Annotated in this window: 23 protein-coding genes; 11 read left to right on the forward strand and 12 right to left on the reverse strand. The window is 64.5% G+C overall.

The features are described from left to right. Window positions 1–2: 2 nt before the first annotated feature. A complete protein-coding gene (locus VSX77_RS11785; RefSeq protein ID WP_338424798.1) occupies window positions 3–227 on the reverse strand; it encodes a DUF2188 domain-containing protein in 225 nt (74 codons plus the stop codon). A gap of 121 nt (window positions 228–348) precedes the next feature. On the opposite strand from VSX77_RS11785, the gene def reads away from it, so the two are divergent. Continuing rightward, window positions 349–882: a peptide deformylase gene (def, locus tag VSX77_RS11790; RefSeq protein ID WP_338424799.1), complete on the forward strand. Its 534-nt coding sequence runs from the start codon at window positions 349–351 to the stop codon at window positions 880–882. 199 nt (window positions 883–1,081) lie between these two features. On the opposite strand, the gene grpE is transcribed toward def, so the two are convergent. Beyond that, the gene (gene grpE / locus VSX77_RS11795; RefSeq protein ID WP_338424800.1) at window positions 1,082–1,630 is read right to left on the reverse strand and encodes a nucleotide exchange factor GrpE; all 549 of its coding nucleotides are present in this window, start codon (window positions 1,628–1,630) and stop codon (window positions 1,082–1,084) included. Window positions 1,631–1,634: 4 nt separating this feature from the next. Then, a complete protein-coding gene (gene hrcA, locus VSX77_RS11800) occupies window positions 1,635–2,678 on the reverse strand; it encodes a heat-inducible transcriptional repressor HrcA (protein ID WP_338424801.1) in 1,044 nt (347 codons plus the stop codon). 200 nt (window positions 2,679–2,878) lie between these two features. Here hrcA and VSX77_RS11805 point away from each other — a divergent pair, with 200 nt between their 5' ends. From VSX77_RS11805 to VSX77_RS11830, 6 genes are all read left to right on the forward strand, one after another. Next, window positions 2,879–3,679, forward strand: coding sequence for a dienelactone hydrolase family protein (locus VSX77_RS11805; protein WP_338424802.1), 801 nt, complete (start codon window positions 2,879–2,881; stop codon window positions 3,677–3,679). A 47-nt stretch (window positions 3,680–3,726) separates the two neighbouring features. After that, on the forward strand, window positions 3,727–4,443 hold the full coding sequence (gene rph / locus VSX77_RS11810; RefSeq protein ID WP_338424803.1) for a ribonuclease PH: 717 nt from the start codon (window positions 3,727–3,729) through the stop codon (window positions 4,441–4,443). 54 nt (window positions 4,444–4,497) lie between these two features. Further along, entirely contained in the window at window positions 4,498–5,127 is a 630-nt protein-coding gene (gene rdgB / locus VSX77_RS11815; protein WP_338424804.1) for an RdgB/HAM1 family non-canonical purine NTP pyrophosphatase, read from the forward strand. A gap of 60 nt (window positions 5,128–5,187) precedes the next feature. After that, window positions 5,188–5,703 (forward strand): DUF2239 family protein, encoded by a 516-nt coding sequence (locus tag VSX77_RS11820; protein ID WP_338424805.1) that lies wholly within the window; start codon window positions 5,188–5,190, stop codon window positions 5,701–5,703. Between the two features lie 36 nt (window positions 5,704–5,739). Continuing rightward, window positions 5,740–6,885, forward strand: a complete 1,146-nt coding sequence (hemW, locus tag VSX77_RS11825) for a radical SAM family heme chaperone HemW (protein WP_338424806.1) — start codon at window positions 5,740–5,742, stop codon at window positions 6,883–6,885. A 95-nt stretch (window positions 6,886–6,980) separates the two neighbouring features. Continuing rightward, window positions 6,981–7,874 (forward strand): tyrosine recombinase XerC, encoded by an 894-nt coding sequence (locus VSX77_RS11830; protein ID WP_338424807.1) that lies wholly within the window; start codon window positions 6,981–6,983, stop codon window positions 7,872–7,874. A gap of 465 nt (window positions 7,875–8,339) precedes the next feature. Here the strand turns inward: VSX77_RS11830 and phoB are convergent, their stop codons facing one another. The 6 genes from phoB to VSX77_RS11860 form a co-directional block, all read right to left on the reverse strand. After that, window positions 8,340–9,038, reverse strand: a complete 699-nt coding sequence (gene phoB / locus VSX77_RS11835; protein ID WP_338424808.1) for a phosphate regulon transcriptional regulator PhoB — start codon at window positions 9,036–9,038, stop codon at window positions 8,340–8,342. Further along, window positions 9,038–9,757 carry a phosphate signaling complex protein PhoU gene (gene phoU, locus VSX77_RS11840; protein WP_338424809.1) on the reverse strand — a complete coding sequence of 240 codons (720 nt, stop codon included), beginning with the start codon at window positions 9,755–9,757 and terminating at the stop codon, window positions 9,038–9,040. Before phoU ends, phoB begins: the two co-directional genes overlap by 1 nt. Before the next feature lie 118 nt (window positions 9,758–9,875). Then, window positions 9,876–10,658: a phosphate ABC transporter ATP-binding protein PstB gene (gene pstB, locus VSX77_RS11845; RefSeq protein ID WP_338424810.1), complete on the reverse strand. Its 783-nt coding sequence runs from the start codon at window positions 10,656–10,658 to the stop codon at window positions 9,876–9,878. A 2-nt stretch (window positions 10,659–10,660) separates the two neighbouring features. After that, window positions 10,661–11,917, reverse strand: a complete 1,257-nt coding sequence (gene pstA / locus VSX77_RS11850) for a phosphate ABC transporter permease PstA (protein ID WP_338424811.1) — start codon at window positions 11,915–11,917, stop codon at window positions 10,661–10,663. Then, window positions 11,910–13,286: a phosphate ABC transporter permease subunit PstC gene (gene pstC, locus VSX77_RS11855; RefSeq protein WP_338424812.1), complete on the reverse strand. Its 1,377-nt coding sequence runs from the start codon at window positions 13,284–13,286 to the stop codon at window positions 11,910–11,912. Before pstC ends, pstA begins: the two co-directional genes overlap by 8 nt. A 204-nt stretch (window positions 13,287–13,490) precedes the next feature. Beyond that, window positions 13,491–14,552 (reverse strand): substrate-binding domain-containing protein, encoded by a 1,062-nt coding sequence (locus VSX77_RS11860; protein WP_338424813.1) that lies wholly within the window; start codon window positions 14,550–14,552, stop codon window positions 13,491–13,493. A 189-nt stretch (window positions 14,553–14,741) separates the two neighbouring features. On the opposite strand from VSX77_RS11860, the gene VSX77_RS11865 reads away from it, so the two are divergent. Genes VSX77_RS11865 through VSX77_RS11875 form a run of 3 tightly spaced genes read left to right on the forward strand, consistent with a single transcriptional unit; the run spans window position 14,742 to window position 16,908 of the window. After that, window positions 14,742–16,154, forward strand: coding sequence for an AAA family ATPase (locus VSX77_RS11865; protein WP_338424814.1), 1,413 nt, complete (start codon window positions 14,742–14,744; stop codon window positions 16,152–16,154). Between the two features lie 25 nt (window positions 16,155–16,179). Next, window positions 16,180–16,701, forward strand: coding sequence for a hypothetical protein (locus tag VSX77_RS11870; protein ID WP_338424815.1), 522 nt, complete (start codon window positions 16,180–16,182; stop codon window positions 16,699–16,701). A gap of 48 nt (window positions 16,702–16,749) precedes the next feature. Then, window positions 16,750–16,908 carry a putative quinol monooxygenase gene (locus VSX77_RS11875; RefSeq protein ID WP_338424816.1) on the forward strand — a complete coding sequence of 53 codons (159 nt, stop codon included), beginning with the start codon at window positions 16,750–16,752 and terminating at the stop codon, window positions 16,906–16,908. 650 nt (window positions 16,909–17,558) lie between these two features. On the opposite strand, the gene VSX77_RS11880 is transcribed toward VSX77_RS11875, so the two are convergent. Next, complete coding sequence (locus VSX77_RS11880) at window positions 17,559–18,842, reverse strand: citrate synthase (RefSeq protein WP_338424817.1); 1,284 nt, start codon at window positions 18,840–18,842, stop codon at window positions 17,559–17,561. A 39-nt stretch (window positions 18,843–18,881) separates the two neighbouring features. After that, entirely contained in the window at window positions 18,882–20,348 is a 1,467-nt protein-coding gene (gene gltX, locus VSX77_RS11885; RefSeq protein WP_338424818.1) for a glutamate--tRNA ligase, read from the reverse strand. A gap of 58 nt (window positions 20,349–20,406) precedes the next feature. Between gltX and VSX77_RS11890 the strand changes: the two genes are divergently transcribed. Beyond that, the gene (locus tag VSX77_RS11890; RefSeq protein ID WP_338424819.1) at window positions 20,407–22,566 is read left to right on the forward strand and encodes a ComEC/Rec2 family competence protein; all 2,160 of its coding nucleotides are present in this window, start codon (window positions 20,407–20,409) and stop codon (window positions 22,564–22,566) included. On the opposite strand, the gene lexA is transcribed toward VSX77_RS11890, so the two are convergent. Continuing rightward, on the reverse strand, window positions 22,520–23,200 hold the full coding sequence (gene lexA, locus VSX77_RS11895) for a transcriptional repressor LexA (protein ID WP_338424820.1): 681 nt from the start codon (window positions 23,198–23,200) through the stop codon (window positions 22,520–22,522). The two genes, VSX77_RS11890 and lexA, sit on opposite strands and share 47 nt — an antisense overlap. Window positions 23,201–23,204 lie beyond the last annotated feature (4 nt).

The raw sequence follows: 23,204 nt of genomic DNA on the forward strand, positions 1-23,204 counted from the left end.
GTTCAACCCTTGGGAGGGTGCGGGTCGTTGCCATAAGAATTGCGTTCGCGAATACGACCATCCTGCCCGTGGATGTAAAGTTCGGTACGCTGATTGATGGCAATGCGTCGCGCCTCGCTGACGGCGGCCGCCTGCGTTGGATGCGTGCTCGTCACGCGTGATGAACCGGCCTTTCGAACCGCCCATCCATTGCCATTCGGCACAACATGCTGACCTTGCTTAGACACGATACAACTCCTCACTAGCGAGATAGGATATGCGACGCGACTACGCCAGATTAAATCTGTCCAATTCGGCTAGACATCCCACCCCCTTGACCCCGCGCCCCGCCGACCATACCTGCACCCCATGGCCATCCTACCCATCATAGAGACCCCGGACCCCCGGCTGCGCGTCATTTCCAAGCCCGTCGAGACCTTCGATGCCGAGCTGAAGCAGCTTGTCGCCGATATGTTCGAAACGATGTACGACGCCCCCGGCATCGGCCTCGCCGCGATCCAGGTCGGGGTGCCGAAGCGCATCCTGGTGATCGACCTGCAGGAAGCCGATCCCGAAGACCCCGAGGGCAAGAAGGTGATCCGCGAACCGCGCGTCTTCATCAATCCCGTCTTTTCGGACGAGAGCGAGGAGCATAGCGTCTATCAGGAGGGCTGCCTGTCGGTCCCCGAACAATATGCCGATGTGACGCGCCCCGCCGAGGTTACCGTCGACTGGCAGGACGAGGACGGCAAGCATCATCGGGAACGCATGACCGGCCTGATGGCAACGTGCATCCAGCACGAGCACGACCATCTGGAGGGCATTTTGTTCATCGATCATCTGTCGCGGCTGAAGCGCGAGATGGTGCTGAAAAAATTGGCAAAGCTGCGCAAGGCGGCGTGATTGCTCTCCCCTCTCCCCTTGCGGGAGAGGGCGGCGAGACTTGCCAGCTTGCTGGCTAGTCGCAGCGGGTGAGGGGGCTGGCGCACTTGTGCGCCAAGAGACCCTGTCCCCCGATCTCTATGTCGCAAATTCTTGTGCGGCGCAGACGCGCCGCGGCACCCACCCCAGTATCCCCTCCCGTAAAGGGAGGGGAGGATGGCTACTCCGCCGCCTTCGCCACCGCCACCATCGCGGGACGCAGCAGGCGGTCCTTCATCATATAGCCCGCCTGCATTTCCTGCACGATCGTGCCGGGCGCCTGGTCGCTCGGGATTTCGAGCATCGCCTGATGCTGATTGGGGTCGAGCGGCAGGCCGATCGCCGCGATGCGCGTGATGCCGTTGCGTTCGAACACGCCGAGCAGTTCGCGCTCGGTCGCTTCGAGTCCGGTGATCAGCGGCTTGATCGCCTCATCGGCGCGCTGTTCGTCGCTGAGCGCGGCGAGCGCGCGGCCCAGATTGTCGGCCACCGACAGGATATCGCGCGCAAATTTCGTCGCGGCATAGGCGTGCGCGTCGGCGACCTCCTTTTCGGCGCGGCGGCGGACGTTCTGCGTCTCGGCGCGCGCATAGAGCAGGTCCTGCTGCACCGCGGCGAGCTGTTCGGCGAGCTTCGCGGCTTCGTCCTGCGGTTCGGTCGCGGGCGTTTCGGTTGCGGCGTCGTCGGTCTGGCCGTCGTCGACCGGCGTGTCATTTTCCATATTCGTCATAAACCTATCGTATCAGTCTGGAGAGTGATTGTGCGGTGAAATCCACCATGGGAACGATGCGGGCATAGTTCAAGCGCGTCGGGCCGATCACGCCCACCACGCCGACGACGCGCCCGTCCGATCCGCGATAGGGCGCGGCGATAACCGACGAGCCCGACAGCGAAAAGAGCTTGTTTTCCGAACCGATGAAAATGCGCGTCGCGCTGCCCTCGCGCGCGCTGTCGAGCAGCTGGGCAATATCCTGTTTCGTCTCGAGTTCATCGAGCAATTGCCGCACGCGGTCGAGGTCGCCGACCGCGCTGTCGTCGAGCAAATTCGCCTGCCCGCGGACGATCAGCACCGGCCGGTCGGCGCCGTCGGACGACCAGATGGCAAGCCCGCGCGACACCAGATCCTGCGCGGCGCGGTCGATCGCGATGCGCTCGGCCTCGATCTCGCGGCGCACGCGCGCCATCGCTTCGGTCAGCGTCAGGCCCGACAGCGTCGCCGAGATGAAATTGCCCGCCTCGACCAGCGCCGAGGGGTCGAGCCCGGCGGGCACATCGATCACGCGATTCTCGACCGCGCCGTCGCCTGCGACCAGCACGACGAGCGCTTGGCGATCCGACATCGGCACGAAGGCGATCTGCTTCAACACGCGCTCATGCTTGGGCACCAGCACCAGCCCCGCGCACGCCGACAGGCCCGACAGCGCGGCGGTTGCCTGCGCCAGCGCGCTTTCGATCGGCCCGCCTTCGGACAGGCTCGCCTCGATCTGCGCGCGGTCCTCGGCGCTCGGCTCGGCCACCTGCATCATCCCGTCGACGAACAGGCGCAGGCCCTGTTCGGTCGGCAGCCGCCCGGCGCTGGTGTGCGGGCTGGCGAGCAGGCCGAACTCCTCCAGATCCTGCATAACGTTGCGGATCGACGCGGGCGACAGGTTGAGCGCCGCGAGCTTGGACAAGGTGCGCGACCCCACCGGCTGCCCCGTTTCCAGATAGGCGTCGACGACCAGCCGGAACACGTCGCGCGCGCGCGTTGTGAGTTCGGTGATCGGGGGCGTTGTCATAATGGGGAATTTAGGGGGCCGCGCACCGGGTTGCAACCAAGCCGTCGCCCCCGCGAGGGCGGGGGGGCGCCAGCGGTCTGGCCTGCGTCGCTGCACAAGCCGACAGCGGCCCCCGCCTTCGCGGGGCCGACGATACTATATTTGACAGGCGGAATGGGGCCGCTAGCCTCTCCGTCAGGGAAGCTGCACGGGGAGACACCATGACGACACGCCCGCTGGATCAAGACGATCCGCTCGACGATTTCGATCATCGCGACATCACCCTGCTCGGCCGCAAACAGCGCGTCTATACGCTCGGCCGCGGCCCCGCGGTCATCGTAATGACGGAAATGCCCGGGATCAGCCCGCACGTTGCGCGCTTCGCCCGCTGGGTCGCCGATGCCGGCTTCACCGTCTATATGCCGCACATCTTTGGCAAGGACGGCGCCGTGCCGCGGATGCCGGGCGCTTTGTTCACGATCCTCGGCGGTTGCGTCAGCCGCCAGTTCCGCGCCTTTCAGGCCAACGAAAGCTCGCCCGCGACGCAGTGGCTGCGTGCGCTCGCGGCCAAGGCGCATCAGGAGTGCGGCGGTCCGGGCGTCGGCGCGATCGGCATGTGCTTTACGGGCAATTTCGCGCTGTCGATGATGCTCGAACCCGCGGTGATCGCGCCGGTGCTCGCGCAGCCGTCGCTGCCGCTCAATGACCCGGCGGGGATGCATATCGCGCCCGATGAGCTGGCCGAGGTCAAGGCGCGGATGGACGCGGAGGATCTGACCGTGCTCGCCTATCGGTTCGAGGGCGACAAATATTGCCGCGCGGCGCGCTTTGCGGCCTATCAAGACGCGCTCGGCGATCGCTTCATCGGCCGCGTCCTGCCCGACAGCGCCGCCAATCCCGACAGCCCGATGAAAAATCCGCACAGCGTCGTCACCATCCACCTGATCGACGAGGCGGGCCAGCCGACGGTGCAGGCGCGCGACGAAATCCTCGATTTCTTCAAGATGCGGTTGAGCGATTGACGGCGGCGGCCTAAGGGCGGCGGCAATCATCGTCGAAAGGATAATCCATGCGCCCCTCCGGCCGCGCGCCCGATCAAATGCGTCCCATCGCCATCGAAACCAATTTCACCATCCATGCCGAGGGCAGTGTGCTGGTCAGCTTTGGCCATACCAAGGTGCTGGTCACCGCCAGCGTCGAAGAGAAAGTGCCGCCCTTCCTGCGCGGCAAGGGGCAGGGCTGGGTGACCGCTGAATATGGGATGCTGCCCCGCGCCACCCACACGCGCGGCAGCCGCGAAGCGGCAAAAGGAAAGCAGTCGGGGCGGACGCAGGAAATCCAGCGGCTGATCGGCCGTAGCTTGCGCGCCGTCGTCGATATGCAAAAGCTCGGCGAGCGGCAGATCGTCATCGACTGCGACGTGATCCAGGCCGACGGCGGCACGCGCACCGCGTCGATTTCGGGCGCCTGGGTTGCGCTGCGGCTCGCGGTCGACAAGCTGATCGAGGCGAAGCAGCTGACCGACGACCCGATCGTCGACAGCGTCGCGGCGATCTCGTGCGGCATTTACAACGGCACGCCCGTCCTCGACCTCGATTATGACGAGGATTCGGTGGCGGAGGCCGACGGCAATTTCGTGCTGACCGGCAAGGGCCAGATCGTCGAGGTGCAGGCGAGCGCCGAGGGCGCGACCTACGACGAAGAAGGCCTCCTCCGCCTCCTCCGCCTCGCACGCATCGGCTGCGGCGAGATTTTCGCGGCGCAGGCAAAGGCGGCGGGCAGGTAACTTCCCTCGTCACCCCGGACTTGATCCGGGGTCCACGCGGCGCTGAGGACATGGATGCTGACTTATCGAAAACTCGCCCCCGGCCGACTGGTGATCGCCAGCCACAATGCGGGCAAGGTGCGCGAAATTCGCGCGCTGCTCGAACCCTATGGCATCGATCCGGTGTCGGCGGGCGACCTCGGCCTGCCCGAGCCTGAGGAGACGGGGACGACATTCCGTGAAAATGCGCTGCTGAAGGCGCACGCCAGCGCGTCGGCTTCGGGGCTTCCCGCGCTTGCCGACGACAGCGGTCTCTGCGTCGATGCGCTCGGCGGGCGGCCGGGCGTTTATACCGCCGACTGGGCCGAGCGGCAGGCGTTCGAGGGACCGCCGGGCCGCGACTGGTATCTGGCGATGGGCAAGGTCGAGGGGCTGCTCGCCGAACAGGGGCCGGACGTCGACCGCAGCGCGCGCTTCGTCTGCACGCTGGCGCTGGCCTGGCCCGACGGTCATGCTGAAGTGTTCGAGGGCACGGCCGAGGGCCGCCTGACCTGGCCACCGCGCGGCACGATGGGCTTCGGTTATGACCCCGTTTTCGTGCCAACGGGCGAATCGCTGACCTTTGCCGAAATCGACCCGGCCGAAAAACATGCGATCAGCCACCGGGCGGATGCGTTCGCCAAACTGACTGCTGCCGTTTTTTGAGTGCAGAAATTATACCCGGATAATATTGACAGATATATTACCCGGATGTAATGGGGCCCCATGAGCCAGCAGAATCGAACAGTCACCGCCTTTCTCGGCGACACGCAGCTCGCATCGGGAACGCCCGAGGCGGTTACCCGCACGATCGAGGATCGCTATCCCGCCGACATTGGCGCGGTGCTGGTCTTCGACGACGCGACCGGACTGTTGAGCGATCTCGATTATTGGACCGCCGCCGCAGAGACGCCCGCGCCCACGGCCGGCCGCCCGCGTCTGGGTGTCAAGGCGCGGGAAGTGACATTGCTGCCGCGGCACTGGGACTGGCTGTCGGCGCAGCCGGGCGGCGCGTCGGCGGCCCTGCGCCGGCTGGTGGAGGCCGCGAGCAAGGACGGTCCGAGCGCCAAGCAGCGCCGCGATGCCGCCTATCATTTCATGAGCCATGCGTGCGGGAACCGGCCGGGTTATGAAGAGGCACTGCGCGCGCTCTACCGCGACGACGATGCGGCGTTCGCCGAACGGATTGCCGATTGGCCCGGCGATGTCCGCCGCTACATCATGCAGTTCTTGACCCGCTAGCTGACATTCGCGGCATAAGGGCTATATGGCGCCCCTATGCCCGAACCGCTCGCCCTCTATGTCCACTGGCCGTTTTGCGTCAGCAAATGCCCCTATTGCGACTTCAACAGCCATGTTCGCGAGGCAGTCGATCAGGACGCGTGGCGCGCGGCCCTGCTCGCGGATTTGCGGCACGAGGCGGCGTTGCTGTCCGAATGCCGCGTCGCGTCGATCTTTTTCGGCGGCGGGACGCCCAGCCTGATGCCGCCCGCAACGGTCGCCGCGGTGATCGCCGAGGCGGCGGCGCTGTGGGGGCTGACCGACGATTGCGAGATCACGCTCGAGGCGAACCCCAATTCGGTCGAAGTCGCCGCCTTCGCCGATCTGGCCGCCGCCGGGGTCAACCGCGTGTCGATCGGCGTTCAGAGCTTCGATGCGCAAATACTTGAATTTCTGGGCCGCGCGCACAGCGGCGACGAAGCGCGGCGCGCGATTGCGGCGGCGCAAACCTGCTTCGATCGGGTGAGTTTCGACCTCATCTATGCGCGGCCGGGGCAGACGCTCGCGGCGTGGGAGCAGGAACTGTCGGACGCGCTCGCCTTCGGCACCGGGCATCTCTCGCTCTATCAGCTGACGATCGAGCCGGGCACGCGCTTTGCCACGCTCGCGGCAAAGGGCGAGCTGGTGATCCCCGACGGCGATGCCGCGGCCGACCTGTTCGACGCGACGCAGGAGCTGACGCGCGCCGCGGGTCTGCCGCGCTATGAAGTGTCGAACCATGCGCGCATCGGACAGGAGAGCCGCCACAACCTCGCCTACTGGCGCTACGCCGATTATGCCGGGGTTGGTCCCGGCGCGCATGGGCGGCGGTTGGGACAGGCGACCGAGCGCCACAAAAAGCCCGAAAATTTCATCGCCGCGGTGGACCGCAACGGCCACGGGCTCAAGGTCGAGAGCGACCTGCCCGCGCACGAGCGCGCGACCGAGGCGATGCTGATGGGGCTGCGCCTCACCGAAGGCGTCGATCTGGCGCGCATCGAGGCGCGAAGCGGGCTGAGCCGCGCGGCGTTCGTCGATGCCGGCGCGGTCGCGCGGCTGGCGGGGCAGGGGTTGATGGCCGCGGACGGCGACCGGCTGCGCGTGACCGACGCGGGAATCTTGCTGCTCGACTCGATCCTTTCCGAAGTGGTCAAAACTCGGTAATCTCACCGTTCGTCCCGAGCGAAGTCGAGGGACGCGCGGCATGGCGCCAACGTGTCTCGACTTCGCTCGACACGAACGGATTTGAAGGGCTGTTCTTGGCTTCAGACATCATCCGCGACTGGGACGCCCATCTGGCGCATGAAAAGCGCCGGTCGGACCACACGCGCCGCGCCTATATCGCGACCGCGGAGCGCTTCTGCGCCTTCCTCTCGCGCCATCGCGGCGGCGCGGTCGACGCGGCGATGCTGAAGGCGCTGACCCCTAATGACCTGCGCGCCTATCTCGCCGATCGCCGCGCCGAGGGGCTGGGCAATGCGTCGGCGGCGCGCGAACTCAGCGCGCTGCGCACCTTCCTGCGCTTCGTCGGCGGATCAAACGCCAGCGTCCCGCAGATGCGCGGCCCGCGCGTCAAAAAGGGTCTGCCGCGCCCGGTTTCGCCCGCCGAGGCGATGCAACTCGCGCAGGATGTCGAGGACAATGCGCGCGAGGGCTGGGTCGGCGCGCGCGACTTTGCGTTGCTGCTGCTGCTCTATGGCGCGGGCCTGCGCATCGGTGAGGCGCTGGCGCTGACCGGCGCTGCGCTGCCGCTCGGCGATACGCTGCGCGTCACCGGCAAGCGCGCAAAGACGCGCATCGTCCCGGTCCTGCCCGCGGTGGCAAAGGCGGTGGCGCGCTATGTCGCCGCGTGCCCCTATCCGATCGCAAAGGAAACGCCGCTGTTCCTCGGCGCGCGCGGCGGCCCGCTCCAGCCCGGCGTCGTGCGCGCGAGCGTGCGGTCGGCGCGGCGCGCGCTGGGGCTGCCCGAACGCACAACCCCCCACGCGCTGCGCCACAGCTTCGCAACGCACCTGCTCGCGGGCGGCGCCGACCTGCGCAGCCTGCAGGAACTGCTCGGCCACGCAAGCCTCGCCTCGACGCAAGTATATACGGCGGTCGATGCGGCGCACCTGCTCGACATTTACCGGAACGCGCATCCGCGGGCGGGGTGACGGGTCGATGCGGGTGTCTGGAATGGGGTGGTGAGCTGCCGTTCAAATTGACCGTCGCCCCCGCGGAGGCGGGGGCCGCCGTCGGCCTTTTCCCGCGTCGCTGCGTAAACCGACAGCGGCCCCCGCCTTCGCGGGGGCGACGGCAACTACCCGTCGATTCCAGACCTTGCGATTTACGATCCTCCCTGTCGCGCAGCGATGGGGAGGTGGCAGCGCGAAGCGCTGACGGAGGGGCTTTGGCGCTGACGTCGGGGCCCCTCCACCACGCCCTTCGGGCGCGGTCCCCCTCCCCATGGCCTTTGGCCACAGGGAGGATATTACGTCCGCAATCGGTCGCTTCCCGCCACTCGTCATCCCGGACTTGATCCGGGATCCACGACGACGGCGCGGCAATGGATCCCGAATCAAGTCCGGGATGACGATGAGAGGAATATCCGGCTTCCGCCGCTGCCCCGACCCCGCGTCTCAGACGCTCTTCCCCGAATCCAGCGCATATCCCGCCGACCGCACCGTGCGGATGATGTCGCTCGTCCCCGGCAGGTTGATCGCCTTGCGCAGCCGCCGGATATGCACGTCGACCGTGCGCAATTCGATGTCGCTGTCCTGGCCCCATACGCTGTCGAGCAGTTGCCCGCGCGAAAAGACGCGGCCGGGATGCTCCATGAAATGGCGCAGCAGGCGGAATTCGGTCGGCCCCATCGCGACGATCTGCCCCGCGCGCACCACCTTGTGCGCAACCGAGTCGAGCTCGATGTCGGCATAGCTCAGCATCTCGCCCGCCAGCGCGGGGCGCAGGCGGCGGAGCACCGCCTGCACGCGCGCGACCAGCTCGCGCGGGCTGAACGGCTTGGTGACATAATCGTCGGCGCCGGTTTCCAGCCCGCGGATGCGGTCCTCTTCCTCGCCGCGCGCGGTGAGCATGATGATCGGCACATTTGCCGATTTCGGGTTGCGGCGCAGGCGCCGGCACACCTCGATGCCGGGCAGGCTTTCGATCATCCAGTCGAGCAGGACGATGTCGGGGACGCGCTCCTCGACGAGCACCAGCGCCTGTTCGCCGTCGGGCGTTTGCCGGACCGAAAAGCCTTCGCGTGCGAAATGCCAGACGATGAGCTCGGCGATCGCCTCGTCATCCTCGATCAGTAGCAGGTCGGGCTGCGGCATCAGCCTTGCTCCTGCTCCGCGGCGCCATCTTCGGGCTGTTCGCCGCGCTCGCGCTCCTCCATCCGTTCGCCGGTCACGACATAATGGACCATCTCGGCGATGTTCGTCGCATGGTCGCCCATGCGCTCGAGGTTCTTGGCGACGAACAGCAAATGCGCGCTTTCCGAAATATATTTCGGATTTTCCATCATGAAGGTGACGAGGGTGCGGAAGATGCTGTTGTAGAAATCGTCGACATTCTTGTCGCGCACCGTCACCCGCACCGCGAGCTCGGCGTCGCGCGCCGCAAAGCTGTCGAGCGCGTCGTGGATCAGTTCGGCGACGATGTTCGACATCGACATCAGCACCGGGATCGCCTCGATCGAACGCGTCTGGTCCATCAGCGCGACGCGCTTGGCGATATTCTTGGCATAATCGCCGATGCGTTCGACGACCGAAACGATCTTCAGCGCCGCGATCATCTCGCGCAGATCGTCGGCCATCGGCGCGCGCAGTGCGATCGTCTGGACCGCCAGCTGCTCGACCTCGGCCTCGAGCGCGTCGATCTTCTTGTCGTCGCGCACGACCTGCGCCGCCAGGTCGAGGTCGCCTTGCTTGAGCGCGGTCATCGCCTGGAGCAGCGCCTGTTCGGCGCGGCCGCCCATCTCGCTGATCAGCCCGCGCAGGCGGTTGAGGTCTTCGTCGAAGGCCTTGACCGTATGATCGTTCGTTAGTGCCATCGTTCGTTCCTTTGGGGTCAATTTCTATCCCGTTCGCGTCGAGCGAAGTCGAGACGCCCCTCGGTCCTGCACCGCGTCTCGACTACGCTCGACGCGAACGGGGAAGGGGAGGCTCGCGTCAACCATAGCGACCCGTGATATAATCCTTGGTGCGTTCCTGCTTCGGGTTGGTGAAAATGTCGGTGGTCTTGCCATATTCGACCAGCGTCCCGAGGTGGAAAAAGGCGGTGCGCTGCGACACGCGGGCCGCCTGCTGCATATTGTGCGTGACGATCACGATCGCATATTTGCCGCGCAGTTCGTGGATCAGTTCCTCGATCTTCGCGGTCGCGATCGGGTCGAGCGCCGAGCAGGGCTCGTCCATCAAAATGACTTCGGGGTCGACCGCGATCGCGCGCGCGATGCACAGGCGCTGCTGCTGCCCCCCCGACAAGGCGGTGCCGCTTTCATTGAGGCGGTCCTTGACCTCGTCCCACAGGCCCGCACGCACCAGCGCGCGCTCGACGACGACGTCGAGGTCGGCCTTCGACGGCGCCAGCCCGTGGATGCGCGGGCCATAGCCGACATTGTCATAGATCGACTTGGGAAAGGGGTTCGGTTTCTGGAACACCATGCCGACGCGCGCGCGAAGCTGCACCACGTCCATCGACGGCGCGTAGATGTCTTCGCCGTCGAGTTCGATCCGCCCCGTCACCTTCGCGCTCGCGACCGTGTCGTTCATGCGATTGAGCGAGCGCAGGAAGGTCGACTTGCCGCAGCCCGACGGGCCGATGAAGGCGGTGACCAGGTCGGTGCCGACGTCGATCGATACGTCGTTGATCGCTTGTTTCTCGCCATAGAAGACGTTGACGCCCTGTGCCCGCATCTTGGGATCGGCGATTGTGAGATCGTCTTGGGTCATATTCACCAGCGTTTTTCGAATTTGTTGCGAAGATAGATCGCAAAGGCGTTCATCGACAGCAGGACAATCAGCAGCACGATGATCGCGGCGGAGGTTTTCTCGACAAAGCCCCGGTCGACTTCGTCGGACCAGAGGAAGATCTGCATCGGCAGCACGGTCGACGGCGAACAGATGCCGCCCGGCACGTCGCCGATGAACGCGCGCATCCCGATCAGCAGCAGCGGCGCGGTCTCGCCCAGCGCGCGCGCCATGCCGATGATCGTGCCGGTCAGGATGCCGGGGAGGGCAAGCGGCAGGACATGGTGGAACACCACCTGCACCGGGCTGGCGCCGACGCCCAGCGCCGCGTCGCGGATCGACGGCGGCACCGACTTGATCGCGTTGCGGCTGGCGATCACGATCACCGGCATCGTCATCAGCGCGAGCGTCAAGCCCCCGACGAGCGGGCTCGCTTGACAGATGCCGAACCAGTTGATGAACACCGCGAGCGCGAGCAGGCCGAAGATGATCGACGGCACCGCGGCCAGATTGTTGATCGACACTTCAATCAGGTCGGTCCAGCGGTTCTTCGGCGCATATTCCTCGAGATACAGCGCCGCGAGCACCCCCGTCGGGAACGCGATCAGAAAGGCGATGAAGATCGTCAGCACCGATCCCTTGAGCGCGCCCCAGATGCCCGCGACCGCGGGATCGGTCGCGTCGGCGTTCTTGAAGAACGGCCAGTGGATGCCGGTCGACAGCTTGCCGTCCTTTTCCAGCGCATCGACCCGTGCGCCGAGCTCGCCGCGCGCGCCTTCCTTCGCCATGATGTCGACCGCCGACGCGGCGGGCAGTTCGAACACCGTCCGCCCGTTCAGCAGCTCGGGGTCGTCCTTGATCGCGCTGCGCACTTCCTTCCAGGCATTTTCGGAAATCAGCGCCGATCCGCCGTCGCCCAGTGCCTCGTCGGCGGCAAAGGCGACGATGTCGGCCAGCCCCCCGTTCGCGATCAGCTGGTCGGCGTCGGGATCGTCGAGCCGCGATGCATCGACCGTCAGCGGCGTGGCCTTGAAATCGATCGGCACCGCGACATGCGTATAGGTGAAGCCGCGCGCGCCGTTGCCGATCATCACGAACAGCAGGAACGCCAGGAACGCGCCCGACAACAGCACCGCCGCCAGCCCGATCAGCTGGAACCGGCGCTCGGCGGCATAGCGGCCCGCGATGCGTTTCTGCATCGCCGCGGCTTTCCAGTCGGTCGGTGTGGTGTCCCTATTCATAAGCTTCGCGATACTTTTTCACGATCCGCAGTGCGGCGATGTTGAGCAGCAAGGTGACGATGAACAGCACCAGCCCCAGCGCAAAGGCGGCGAGCGTCTTGGCGCTGTCGAATTCCTGGTCGCCGGTCAGCAGTTTCACGATCTGCGCGGTTACTGTGGTGACGCTGGCAAAGGGGTTCGCGGTCATGTTCGCCGACAGGCCCGCCGCCATCACGACGATCATCGTCTCGCCGATCGCGCGGCTGACCGCGAGCAAGATACCGCCCATCACGCCGGGCAGCGCGGCGGGGATCAGCACCTGGCGGATCGTCTCGTTCGGCGTCGCGCCCAGCGCCAGCGACCCGTCGCGCATCGCCTGCGGCACCGCATTGATGCTGTCGTCGGCCATCGACGATACGAAGGGGATGATCATCACCCCCATCACGATCCCCGCCGCCAGCGCGCTTTCGGTCGATGCGTTCGGCACCCCGATCATCACCGCAAATTCGCGCAGCGCCGGCGCCACCGTCAGCGCCGCGAAATAGCCGTAGACGACCGTCGGCACCCCCGCGAGGATCTCCAGGATCGGCTTGACCCAGCGGCGCACCGCGGGCGCGGCATATTGGGTCAGATACACCGCGGTCATCATGCCAATGGGAATGGCGACGATCATCGCGATGATCGCCCCGATCAGCACCGTGCCCCAGAACAGCGGGATGCCGCCGAAGGTACCCGGCTGCGGCGCGCCGCTCTGCGGGGCCCAGGTCGTGCCGAACAGCAATTCGGCGGGCGAGACGAGGCGGAAGAAACGGATCGATTCGAACAATAGCGACAGCACGATGCCGAACGTCGTCAGGATCGCGACGAGCGACGCGAGCAGCAGCACGAGCATGACGATCCGCTCGACCCGCGTTCGCGCGCGGAAATCGGGGCGGATGCGCGTGAAGGCATACAGCCCGCCCGCCAGCGCCAGCGCCAGCATCGCCGCAATCCCGATCCATGCATATTGGCGGGACGCGTCGGCATAGGGTTTCACCAGCGGCGCCGCGGCGGGCAGGCGCACGTCGGCGGCGCGCCCCTGCGCGACATTGCGCGCATCGGACAGGATCGCCCCGCGCTCGAACCCGAAACTCGGCAGGCCCTGCGCGGCTTCGCTCGCCAGCACCTGATTGGTGATCAGCGCGGGCGACACCGACGACCAGACGGCGAGGAAGATCGCCGCGGGCGCGAACAGCCACAGCGCGACATACCAGCCATGATATTGCGGCCGCGAATGCAGCTTCGCCCCCGCGCGCCCCGCAAGCAGGTTCGACCGCGCGCGCCCGGCCAGCCAGCCGATCAGCGCAAGGCCCGCAATCAAAAGCAAAAGGGCGGCGGCGTTGAAGGTCACTTATGTCCTCGGTTCTGGTGCCAACTTACAATCCGTTCGCCCTGAGCTTGTCGAAGGGCCGTTCTTGTCTTGAAGAAAGAAAGGACAGTGCTTCGACAAGCTCAGCACGAACGGATGATGGGTATGGCGAACGGCAGTAGGCGGGTCAAAAAACCGGTGACCGGCACAGGCCGCAACCCGCCCCGGCCGCCTGCATGAGCAACCTTACTTCAGCTCGGCTCCATCCAGCGGCGTCATCGCACTGCCCGCCGCGCGCGCCTTGTCCGCAACATCCTTCGGCGACACGATCAGCCCCTTGGCGTTCAGATACCCGCCATCGGCCGCACCCTTCAGGAACTCCGCAACGAATTCGGCCAGCCCGGGGACGACGCCAACATGCGCCTTCTTCACATAGATGAACAGCGGACGCGAACCGGGATAGCTGCCGTCGGCGATCGCCGCGTACGTCGGCGCGACGCCCTGCACCGGCACCGCCTTGATCTTGTCCTTGTTCGCATCGAGATAGGAAAAGCCAAAGATGCCGAGGCTGGTCGGGTTCTTGTCGAGCTTCGAGATGATCAGGTTATCATTCTCGCCCTGCTCGACATAGAAGGGCGCACCGCGCAGCGTGGTGCACACCGCTTCATGCTGGTCCTTGTCGCTGTCCTTCAGCGCCTTCATTTCCGCGTTCGCGTCGCACCCGCGGCCCAGGATCAGCTCCTTGAACGCGTCGTACGTGCCGCTGGTCGACGGCGGGCCGAATACCGAGATCGCGACCGCGGGCAGCGCGGGGTTGACGTCTTTCCACGTCTTCGCGGTGTTCGGCTTGCCATAGGGGTTGGCGGCGAGCGCCTTATAGACATCTTCCTCGGTCAGCTGAAAGCCGGGGCCGCGCTGCGCCTCGCCCAGCGCGATGCCGTCGATGCCGATCTGGATTTCGACGATGTCCTTCACGCCATTGGCCTGACAGGTGTCGAATTCTTTTTTCTTGATGCGGCGCGATGCGTTCGCGATGTCGGGCGTGTCGCCGCCGACGCCGGCGCAGAAACGCTCGAAACCGCCGCCGGTGCCGGTCGAATCGATCTTCGGCGTTTTGTTGCCCGTCGCTTCGGCGAATTGTTCGCCGACCGCGGTGGCAAAGGGATAGACGGTGGAGGAGCCGACCGCGCTGATATAATCGCGCGCGCCGCCACCCGAAGACGCCTGATCCTGGCACGCGGAAAGCGCCAGCGCGCACGTCGCGGCGCCAGCGACGCCAAGCATCTTGGGAGCGAATGTCTTGAACATGAAAAAGTCCTGTCGGGGGTCGTTACCGAACCAAGCCGCCACCCCCGCGACGACTCGCTGAGCGCCCAATGGGGGTTTTGTGTGACGTGTTTGTGACAGAGAGTGTCATGGAAGTGTCATTTTGCGCGCCTTTGACCAAGAAAGTGCGCTTCCTTTTTTACTTCATGAAAACCAAAATAGCGGATAACGTTGTCACAGGCAAAAATTGGGAACATCACCTTGGAAAACAACGCCTCAGTTTACTCCTATTCAATAAGCGGCTTTCGTTCGTTAGAGGATTTTGAAATTCAAATCGGGCAGGGTTTGAATGTTCTCTTAGGCGCAAACGGATCAGGAAAGACAAATTTCATTGACTTCATTGACTTCATAACCGTTCTAATAAACTCGGGTTGCTCAAATGCTGTTTCTTCGTCCGGTGGTGTGGCTCGGGTATTTAGCCAGGAGGCGCTGAAGAGGAAGATACCAAGGGTTAAGGCTAAAATATGTGCAATTGCAGATATGGAGCCACATTTAATTGTAAATACCTCTAGAACAAAGTTCAAATTTGAGTACGAAGTTGATATTAGATACAGTAAGTTTCATACAGCTATTTATATCGCTAATGAAAAAATAAAATTCAAAAACCTTCATAAAGAAGGAAGTGTTGAAGATATTGATTCAACCGTTGGTTCAATCGAAATTCACAGAAAAAGCCCACTTTCTAGCGACGATATAAGGTGGACCTACGGGCGATATTTGACAAGTAATTCGTTTCGTAATCCGCTTCGGTATTTGCACTCTCATAGAATTCCGCCGAAAGATCGGAGAGAGAAAAGGTCGACGAAGCAGCTTCGGCCCGATTTGCTAGCTGTTTGCCCTTCGTCGGAGCCCGATGAAAGCATTCTTTCCAATAGGTCTCCTTTTCCCGCGCTGGACGCCGTCCGTGGAGCGCTGACTAGGAATAGGTCATTCAATCTCAATCCTCATCGAGCTCGATCTCCTGACGACATTTCGACGATTCCGCGAATTGCCCACGATGGGAGCGGCTTGTCCGCGACAATTTATCATATGCAGCAGTTGAGTCGGACCGACAAGCCGGCGGGGCGTCGAGGGCTACAGCGAGATTCCCTGGAAACGGTGGTTTCGTGGACGCAATTGGTCATACCAGATCTTCAATCGATCTCTGCGTTGGCCGATCCTCATTCGGGGAAATATATCGCTTATCTTCATGTTGGCGAAGGCGCAAAGGCACTCAAAATTCCGCTGCAAAGTGTCAGTGATGGAATGTTGAAGTGGCTTGCTTTCGTTTCTTTAATCGTTTCTAGGCCGGGTGAATTTACTTTCGAAGAGCCCGAAAACTTTCTTCACCCCAAGATGCAGCAGTTTTTCGTTGAGATACTGAGGGAGAGTCTAGTCGATGGGGGCGGGTCCGCCTCGGCCATTGTTTCAACTCATAGCGAAACGATTATAAATCAATGTAAGCCGGAGGAGCTTATTCTATTCTCTTTTGATGATTCAGTAACTAAATGCAAAAGAATAGATAACGTAAATTCGGTTTTGGATGAAATTAACAGGACCGGATTTGGGCTGGGGCATTATTACATCATGAATGTTCTTCATTAATATGATAGGTTTTATCGAGGGAGCGATGGAAAGGCAGTTCGTTAACGCGAACTTCAAGTACATTCGTGTCATCCCCTTAGATAACGGGGTGACTTGGTCGATAGAGCAGATTTGTAATAAAATATCGACAACTTATAGAGCGCTGAACTTGAACTGCGTCGTGATCGTCTGGCTAGATCGTGAAGGTCGTGATGAGACGGCCGAGCAAATTAGAGAGCAGATATATCAGGCTCTTATAAATTTAGGTGCCGAGCCGCAAAATATTCGCATTATGGTATGTGATCGAATGACCGAAAATGTGATCTTGGCAGATGAGCAGGTAATTTCAGATCTGTTCCAATTAGAGGCCTACGAGTATGCTCATGAAGGTAAAAATGGAAAGCATATTCTGAAAGAATTTTATAAAAGTCATAACATTAACTATAAGGAAATGAAGGAAGGGGTAGCTCTTCTAAAAAGGATAAGACTTGATAGAGCATCCCAAAAAAGCGCATCCGTTGCTCGATTCCGCGCCGATTGGAATGGCGACTGTTGGTGGTTTGCATGATTATTATCACGGTCGGCATTGCGTTCACTCCCCGAGCATCGCGAGCGCATGATCGCGCTCGGCGCCGAGCATAGCGCGCGGTCGCGTTCCGAGCCGGGGTGTCTGGCGCATAATTGCCATATCGATGTCGAAAACCCCGACCGGCTGATGTTCGTCGAGGAGTGGGAGAGCGTCGATGCGGTGCGCGCGCCGTCATCCCGGACGTGATCCGGGATTGCGCTGCCCGCGTCGCGTGCCTTCGTGGCCGACACGCGCGCGCTTTCGCCCGAACCGCCGGTGATCGGCATCTATGCGGCGGAGGATGTGACGGCGATGCTGATGGCGTAATCTCCCCTCCCGCAAGCGGGAGGGGCAGTGAGACTTGCGAGCTTGCTCGCTAGTCGCAGCGGGGTGGGCATGATTGCGCCGTTGCTGCCCACCCCCAGCCCCTCCCGCTTGCGGGAGGGGAGAAAAATCGCTGTCCTACATGACGCCGCTGTGCCAGCCTTTGATCCGGCTCTTTCGCATCATGGATATAACGCTCGTCGCCCCGCTGTGGACGCGGCTCGCCCGGCTGTCTTTTCCCGCGCCACGGGGGAGCACGGCAGGACAGCGCGCAGGGCTGACCTTTACTGACCTTTGGACGCAGCCCGCGCGCTTCGCCGGCGTCCGCCACCGTCCGCGCGCTCTCCGCAAGCCCCTGATTTCCCGCGCATGAAGGTGACAAGTTTGACAAGTTAAGCGCGCGGTCGGCACCACCTCAATTCCGTTCGTGTCGAGCGAAGTCGAGACACCCGTCGACCTTGTGCCACGCCGATGGGTGTCTCGACTTCGCTCGACACGAACGGGACGATGACTCAGATTAAATGCACGCCGTTTTAGCGCTGGCTCACCGGCACATAGGGGCGGTGCGCGGGGCCGGTGTAGAGCTGGCGCGGGCGGCCGATCTTCTGTGCGGGGTCGGAGATCATCTCGTTCCACTGCGCAACCCAGCCGACGGTGCGGGCCAGCGCGAACAGCGCGGTGAACATCGTCGTCGGGAACCCGATGGCCGACAGGATCACGCCCGAATAGAAATCGACATTGGGGAACAGCTTTTTCTCGACGAAATAATCGTCGTTCAGCGCCATTTCCTCCAGTTGCAGCGCGACCTCGAAAACCGGGTCGTTCACCTTCAGCGCGTCGAACACTTCGCGCACCGTTTTCTGCATCACCGTCGCGCGCGGGTCGTAATTCTTGTACACGCGGTGGCCGAAACCCATCAGGCGGAACGGGTCGTCCTTGTCCTTGGCGCGCGCGATATATTCGGGGATGCGTTCGGGGCGGCCGATCTCGCGCAGCATATTGAGCGCGGCCTCGTTCGCGCCGCCGTGCGCCGGGCCCCACAGGCAGGCGATGCCCGCGGCGATGCACGCAAAGGGATTGGCGCCCGACGAACCCGCCAGGCGGACGGTCGAGGTCGACGCATTCTGCTCATGGTCGGCGTGGAGGATGAAGATACGGTCGAGCGCGCGCTCGACGGCGGGCACGACCTCATATTCCTCGGCCGGGACGCCGAAGGTCATGCGCAGGAAATTGCCCGTGTAGCTGAGCTTGTTGTCGGGGTAGATGAACGGCTGGCCCACCGAATATTTATACGCCATCGCTGCGATCGTCGGCATCTTGGCGATCAGCCGGTGGCTGGCGATCATCCGCTGGTGCGGGTCCTGAATGTCGGTCGAGTCGTGGTAGAAGGCGCTGAGCGCACCGACGACGCCGCACATGATCGCCATCGGGTGCGCGTCGCGGCGGAACCCGCGGTAAAAGGTTGCGAGCTGTTCGTGCAGCATCGTGTGGCGGGTGATCGTATGGTCGAACGTCTTGAGCTCGTCGGCGTTCGGCAGCTCGCCGTTGAGCAGGAGGTAGCACACCTCCATGAACGACGAATGTTCAGCGAGGTCGCCGATCGCATAGCCGCGGTGCAGCAGCACGCCTTCGTCGCCGTCGATATAGGTCAGCTTCGATTCGCAGCTCGCGGTCGAGGTGAAGCCGGGGTCGTAGGTGAAGGCGCCCGTCTGGGCATAGAATTTGCGGATGTCGACCACATCGGGGCCGACGGTGCCCGACAGGACAGGGCTGTCGACGGTCTTGTCGCCGAGCGTGATTTTCGCGGTGTCGGTCATAGTTGATTCCCTGTTCTGACGGCGGGGAGAATGTTGCGGCTACGCCCCTGCCGGATAATGTTGCGCTGCGTCAAGTCGCGCCAGGCTGACATCGCGGCCCAGCAGCAGCAGCACGTCGAAAATTCCGGGCGAAACCGTCCGCCCGGTCAGCGCGGCGCGCAGCGGCTGCGCCAGCTTGCCCAGCCCCAGCTCGGCGGCTTCGGCCTCGGCGCGCACCGCTGCCTCCAGCGCCTCGGTCGTCCACTCGCCGAGTCCGCGAAGGCGCGCCGTCACCGCGGCGAGCAGGCCTGCGGGGGCGGCGGCCAGCACTTCGGCCGCCTTTTCGTCGACCGGCGTCGGGTCGGGGGCAAAGAGGAAGGTCGCGCCCTCGGCGATCTCGTCCAGCGTCTTGGCCCGCGGCTTCAGCGCCGCCATGGCACGGGCGAGGAGGTCGCGGTCGCCATCGTCAAGCGGGCGCCCGACCAGCGTCTCGACCCGCGGCGCGACAAGACCGGCAAGGCGGACATCGTCGGCTTCGCGGAGATAATGGCCGTTCAGATTCTCCAGCTTCTTGAAATCGAAGCGCGAGGGCGACCGGCCGACATGGTCGAGGTCGAACCACTCGACGGCCTGCGCCCGGCTGATGATCTCGTCATCGCCATGCCCCCAGCCGAGGCGGAGCAGGTAATTGTTCACCGCTTCCGGGAGGTATCCCATCTCGTCGCGGTAGGCATCGACGCCAAGCGCGCCGTGCCGCTTCGACAGCTTCGCCCCGTCGGCGCCGTGGATCAGCGGGACATGGGCATAGACCGGCTCGCGCCAGCCCATCGCCCGGATCAGCGCGAGCTGGCGGAAGGCGTTGTTGAGGTGATCGTCGCCGCGGATCACATGGGTGACGCCCATGTCGTTATCGTCGACGACGACGCTCAGCATATAGGTCGGCGTGCCGTCGCTGCGCAGCAGGATGAAATCGTCGAGTTCGGCGTTCTGCACCGTGACCTCGCCCTGCACCTTGTCGGCAATCGTCACCGCGCCATCCTGCGGCGCGCGCAGGCGCAGGACGTGCGGCGCCGCGGGATCGCCGTCGTCGCGGTCGCGCCAGGGGCTGCGGACGCGGAAGGGTTGGCGCTTTTCCTGCGCCTCAGCGCGCATCGCGGCAAGCTCGTCCTGCGTCAGGTAACAGCGATAGGCCGCGCCCTTGGCGAGCAATTCGTGCGCGACCTCGGCATGGCGCGGCGCGCGGGCGAACTGGAACACCGTCTCGCCGTCCCAGTCGAGCTCCAGCCAGCGCATCCCGTCGAGGATCGCGTCGATCGCCGCGTCGGTCGACCGCGCGCGGTCGGTATCCTCGATCCGCAGCAGGAATTTGCCGCCGTGATGCCGCGCGAACAGCCAGTTGAACAGCGCGGTGCGCGCGCCGCCGATGTGGAGATAGCCGGTCGGCGAGGGGGCGAAGCGCGTCACGACGTCGGCGCCGGTCGCCTCGGGCGTCGCTTCTGCCACTTTGGTTGGGTTTTCGGTTGCCACCACGGCCTCTTTCACTCATTTTGCCGCCCGGTTGGGCGGGATCGGGGGTGCCCCTAGCATGGCGACAAGTCCGCTTCAAACGCCCATTGCGCCCCGCCGCGCCGTGGGACCGGCGCGCCTCGCCGCGGCGCTCGAAGCGCGGTTGGAGGCGGAGCGCGAGCGTATCGGCCTGTGGCTTCCCGTCGCATTGGGAGCGGGCATCGCCGCATGGTTCGCGCTGCCGGCACAGGCGCACTGGATCGGCCTTTTACTTCTGCTCGGCGCGGGGGTGCTCGGTGGGCTGCTGATCGGCTGGCGCAGCCGCACCGGGCGTGTCGTCGCTGCCGGGTGCGGCGTGATGGCGGTCGGGATGCTGCTGATCTGGGGCCGCGCGCTGTGGGTCGCCGCGCCGGTGCTCGCGCAGCCGGTCGTCACCGAATTTTCCGCCATCGTCGAACGCGTCGAGCCGCGCCCCGCCAAGGGACAGGTGCGCATCCTTGCCCGGCCCCGGGCGCGCGCCGACCTGCCGCCGCGCATTCGCCTGACCCTGCGCACCGAACAGGCGGGCGATCTGGCCGCGGGCGAGGCGATCGGGGTGCGCGCGCGGCTGATGCCGCCGCCGACTGCCAGCCTGCCCGGCGGCTATGACTTTGCGCAGCGCGCATGGTTCGACGGCATCGGCGCCGTCGGCACAGTGCTCGGCGATGTCGCGCGCGCGCCGGAACGCGGGGACGCCAAACCCCCGCTGCGAACCCGGCTCAGCGCCCATATCCACGCGCAGATCGACGGATCAGCGGGCGGCATCGCGGCGGCGCTGGTGACGGGCGACCGCGGCGCAATATCCGAGGCTGACGAAGAGGCAATGCGGCGGAGCGGGCTCGCGCACCTGCTGTCGATCAGCGGGCTGCACGTCACCGCGGTCGTCGGTTTCGCGATGCTGCTGACGATGCGGCTGCTGGCGCTGAGCCCGCGGCTCGCGCTTGCAGGGCTTGTCCTGCCGCTCGCCGCGGCGGCGGGGGCGCTGGCGGGCGGGGGCTATACCTGGCTCGCCGGGGCGGAAGTGCCGACCTTGCGTTCGTTCATTGCCGCGCTGCTCGTGCTCGTCGCCTTCCTGATGGGGCGCGAGGCGCTGACCCTCCGGCTCGTCGCGGCGGGCGCGTTGCTCGTGCTCGTCTGGCGGCCCGAGGCGCTGGCGGGGCCGAGTTTCCAGCTGAGCTTTGCCGCGGTGACCGCGATCGTTGCACTCCACGAAAGCCGAACGATGCAGGCGTTCCTCGCGCGCCGCGAGGAATTGTGGCTGTTGCGTCTTGTGCGAGGCGTCGCTGGCTTGCTGCTTACGGGCCTGGTCGTCGAGGTCGCGCTTGCGCCGATCGCGCTGTTCCATTTTCACAAAGCGGGGCTGTACGGCGCGCTCGCCAATGTCGTCGCGATCCCGCTTACGACCTTTGTCGTCATGCCGGCCGAGGCGCTGGCGCTGCTGTTCGACAGCGTCGCGCTCGGCGCGCCCTTCTGGTGGGTCTCCGAGCAGGCGCTGCGGCTGCTGATCGCGCTTGCGCACACCGTCGCAAACGAACCCGGCGCGGTGACGACGCTGCCCAGCTTTCCGCCATGGGGCTTTGGTTTGGCGCTATTCGGTGGGCTCTGGATCCTGCTCTGGCAAACAGGCTGGCGCCGATGGGGGATGTTCCCGCTCGCGGCGGGCGCCGTCGTGCTGCTCGCGCAGCCGCGTCCCGACCTGCTCGTCACCGGCGACGGGCGGCACATCGCTGCGGCCCTGCCCGACGGCACCTATGCACTGCTTCGCGACCGCGCCGGCGACTATGTCCGCGACAGCATGGCCGAAGCGGCAGGAATCGACGCGCCGCTGGGCACGCTCGCCGATCTCGATCATGTCGAGTGCAACCGCGATTTCTGCCGCTGGGTTCAAGGCGAGGGCGCGGCGCGACGCGTAATCCTCGCGTCACGCGGAGGCGACCGGGTGGAGGGGGCGGACATGGCCGCGGCGTGCGCCGCCGCCGATGTCGTGATCAGCGACCGCTGGCTGCCGCGCGAATGTGTCGCCCGCTGGATGACGATCGAGCGCGACAGCCTGACCGAAACGGGAGGGCTCGCGCTCTATCTTGGCGAAAGGCCCAAAGCGGTTGCTGCGTTACGATCCGGCGCCGAGCATCCGTGGCGCCGCCCGCAGCAGGTCAGTGGTAACGACGAAGCAATCCCGACAAACGCCCTTGCACAATGACGCGCTCGGCGGGGTAGCGCTGCGGTTCATAGGCGCTGTTTGCCGGATCAAGCCGGATCATCGTGCCTTCGCGGCGGAAATATTTGAGCGTTGCGTCTTGTCCGTCGACCAGCGCGACGACGATGTCGCCTTCGCGCGCCGTGCTCGCTTTCTGGATCAGCGCATAATCGCCGTCGAAAATCCCCGCCTCGACCATCGAGTCGCCCGACACCTCGAGTGCATAATGTTCGCCCGCGCCAAGCAGCGCGGCGGGAACGGCGAGATTGTTATGATCCTCGAACGCTTCGATCGGAACACCCGCGGCGATCTTTCCATGCAGCGGAACCTCGATGATGTCGTTCGCTGCGATCGGTTTAAGCGCGGGAGGCGCCTTGCGAAGCGGGACGATGGTGTCGCGGTTGTTGCTTCCGGACCTCGCGGCTTCGGGCAGCTTCAGCACCTCCAGCGCGCGCGCGCGGTTGGGCAAGCGCCGGAGGAAACCCCGTTCTTCCAAGGCACTTATCAACCGGTGGATGCCCGACTTCGACTTGAGACCCAGCGCCTCCTTCATCTCCTCGAACGATGGCGAGATGCCGCTCGCATCGAGGCGCTGCTGGATGAAGTGGAGCAGTTCATGCTGCTTCGCGGTCAACATCGGT

This window comes from Sphingopyxis sp. TUF1 (genome assembly GCF_036687315.1).
Taxonomy (GTDB): domain Bacteria; phylum Pseudomonadota; class Alphaproteobacteria; order Sphingomonadales; family Sphingomonadaceae; genus Sphingopyxis; species Sphingopyxis kveilinensis.

Bases quoted from the DNA above. Each gene is read 5' to 3' on its own strand.
- def (WP_338424799.1), top strand. From the start codon at position 349: ATGGCCATCCTACCCATCATAGAGACCCCGGACCCCCGGCTGCGCGTC.
- grpE (WP_338424800.1), bottom strand. From the start codon at position 1,630: ATGACGAATATGGAAAATGACACGCCGGTCGACGACGGCCAGACCGAC.
- hrcA (WP_338424801.1), bottom strand. From the start codon at position 2,678: ATGACAACGCCCCCGATCACCGAACTCACAACGCGCGCGCGCGACGTG.
- VSX77_RS11805 (WP_338424802.1), top strand. From the start codon at position 2,879: ATGACGACACGCCCGCTGGATCAAGACGATCCGCTCGACGATTTCGAT.
- rph (WP_338424803.1), top strand. From the start codon at position 3,727: ATGCGCCCCTCCGGCCGCGCGCCCGATCAAATGCGTCCCATCGCCATC.
- rdgB (WP_338424804.1), top strand. From the start codon at position 4,498: ATGCTGACTTATCGAAAACTCGCCCCCGGCCGACTGGTGATCGCCAGC.
- VSX77_RS11820 (WP_338424805.1), top strand. From the start codon at position 5,188: ATGAGCCAGCAGAATCGAACAGTCACCGCCTTTCTCGGCGACACGCAG.
- hemW (WP_338424806.1), top strand. From the start codon at position 5,740: ATGCCCGAACCGCTCGCCCTCTATGTCCACTGGCCGTTTTGCGTCAGC.
- phoB (WP_338424808.1), bottom strand. From the start codon at position 9,038: ATGCCGCAGCCCGACCTGCTACTGATCGAGGATGACGAGGCGATCGCC.
- phoU (WP_338424809.1), bottom strand. From the start codon at position 9,757: ATGGCACTAACGAACGATCATACGGTCAAGGCCTTCGACGAAGACCTC.
- pstB (WP_338424810.1), bottom strand. From the start codon at position 10,658: ATGACCCAAGACGATCTCACAATCGCCGATCCCAAGATGCGGGCACAG.
- pstA (WP_338424811.1), bottom strand. From the start codon at position 11,917: ATGAATAGGGACACCACACCGACCGACTGGAAAGCCGCGGCGATGCAG.
- VSX77_RS11860 (WP_338424813.1), bottom strand. From the start codon at position 14,552: ATGTTCAAGACATTCGCTCCCAAGATGCTTGGCGTCGCTGGCGCCGCG.
- VSX77_RS11870 (WP_338424815.1), top strand. From the start codon at position 16,180: ATGGAAAGGCAGTTCGTTAACGCGAACTTCAAGTACATTCGTGTCATC.
- VSX77_RS11875 (WP_338424816.1), top strand. From the start codon at position 16,750: ATGATCGCGCTCGGCGCCGAGCATAGCGCGCGGTCGCGTTCCGAGCCG.
- VSX77_RS11880 (WP_338424817.1), bottom strand. From the start codon at position 18,842: ATGACCGACACCGCGAAAATCACGCTCGGCGACAAGACCGTCGACAGC.
- VSX77_RS11890 (WP_338424819.1), top strand. From the start codon at position 20,407: ATGGCGACAAGTCCGCTTCAAACGCCCATTGCGCCCCGCCGCGCCGTG.
- lexA (WP_338424820.1), bottom strand. From the start codon at position 23,200: ATGTTGACCGCGAAGCAGCATGAACTGCTCCACTTCATCCAGCAGCGC.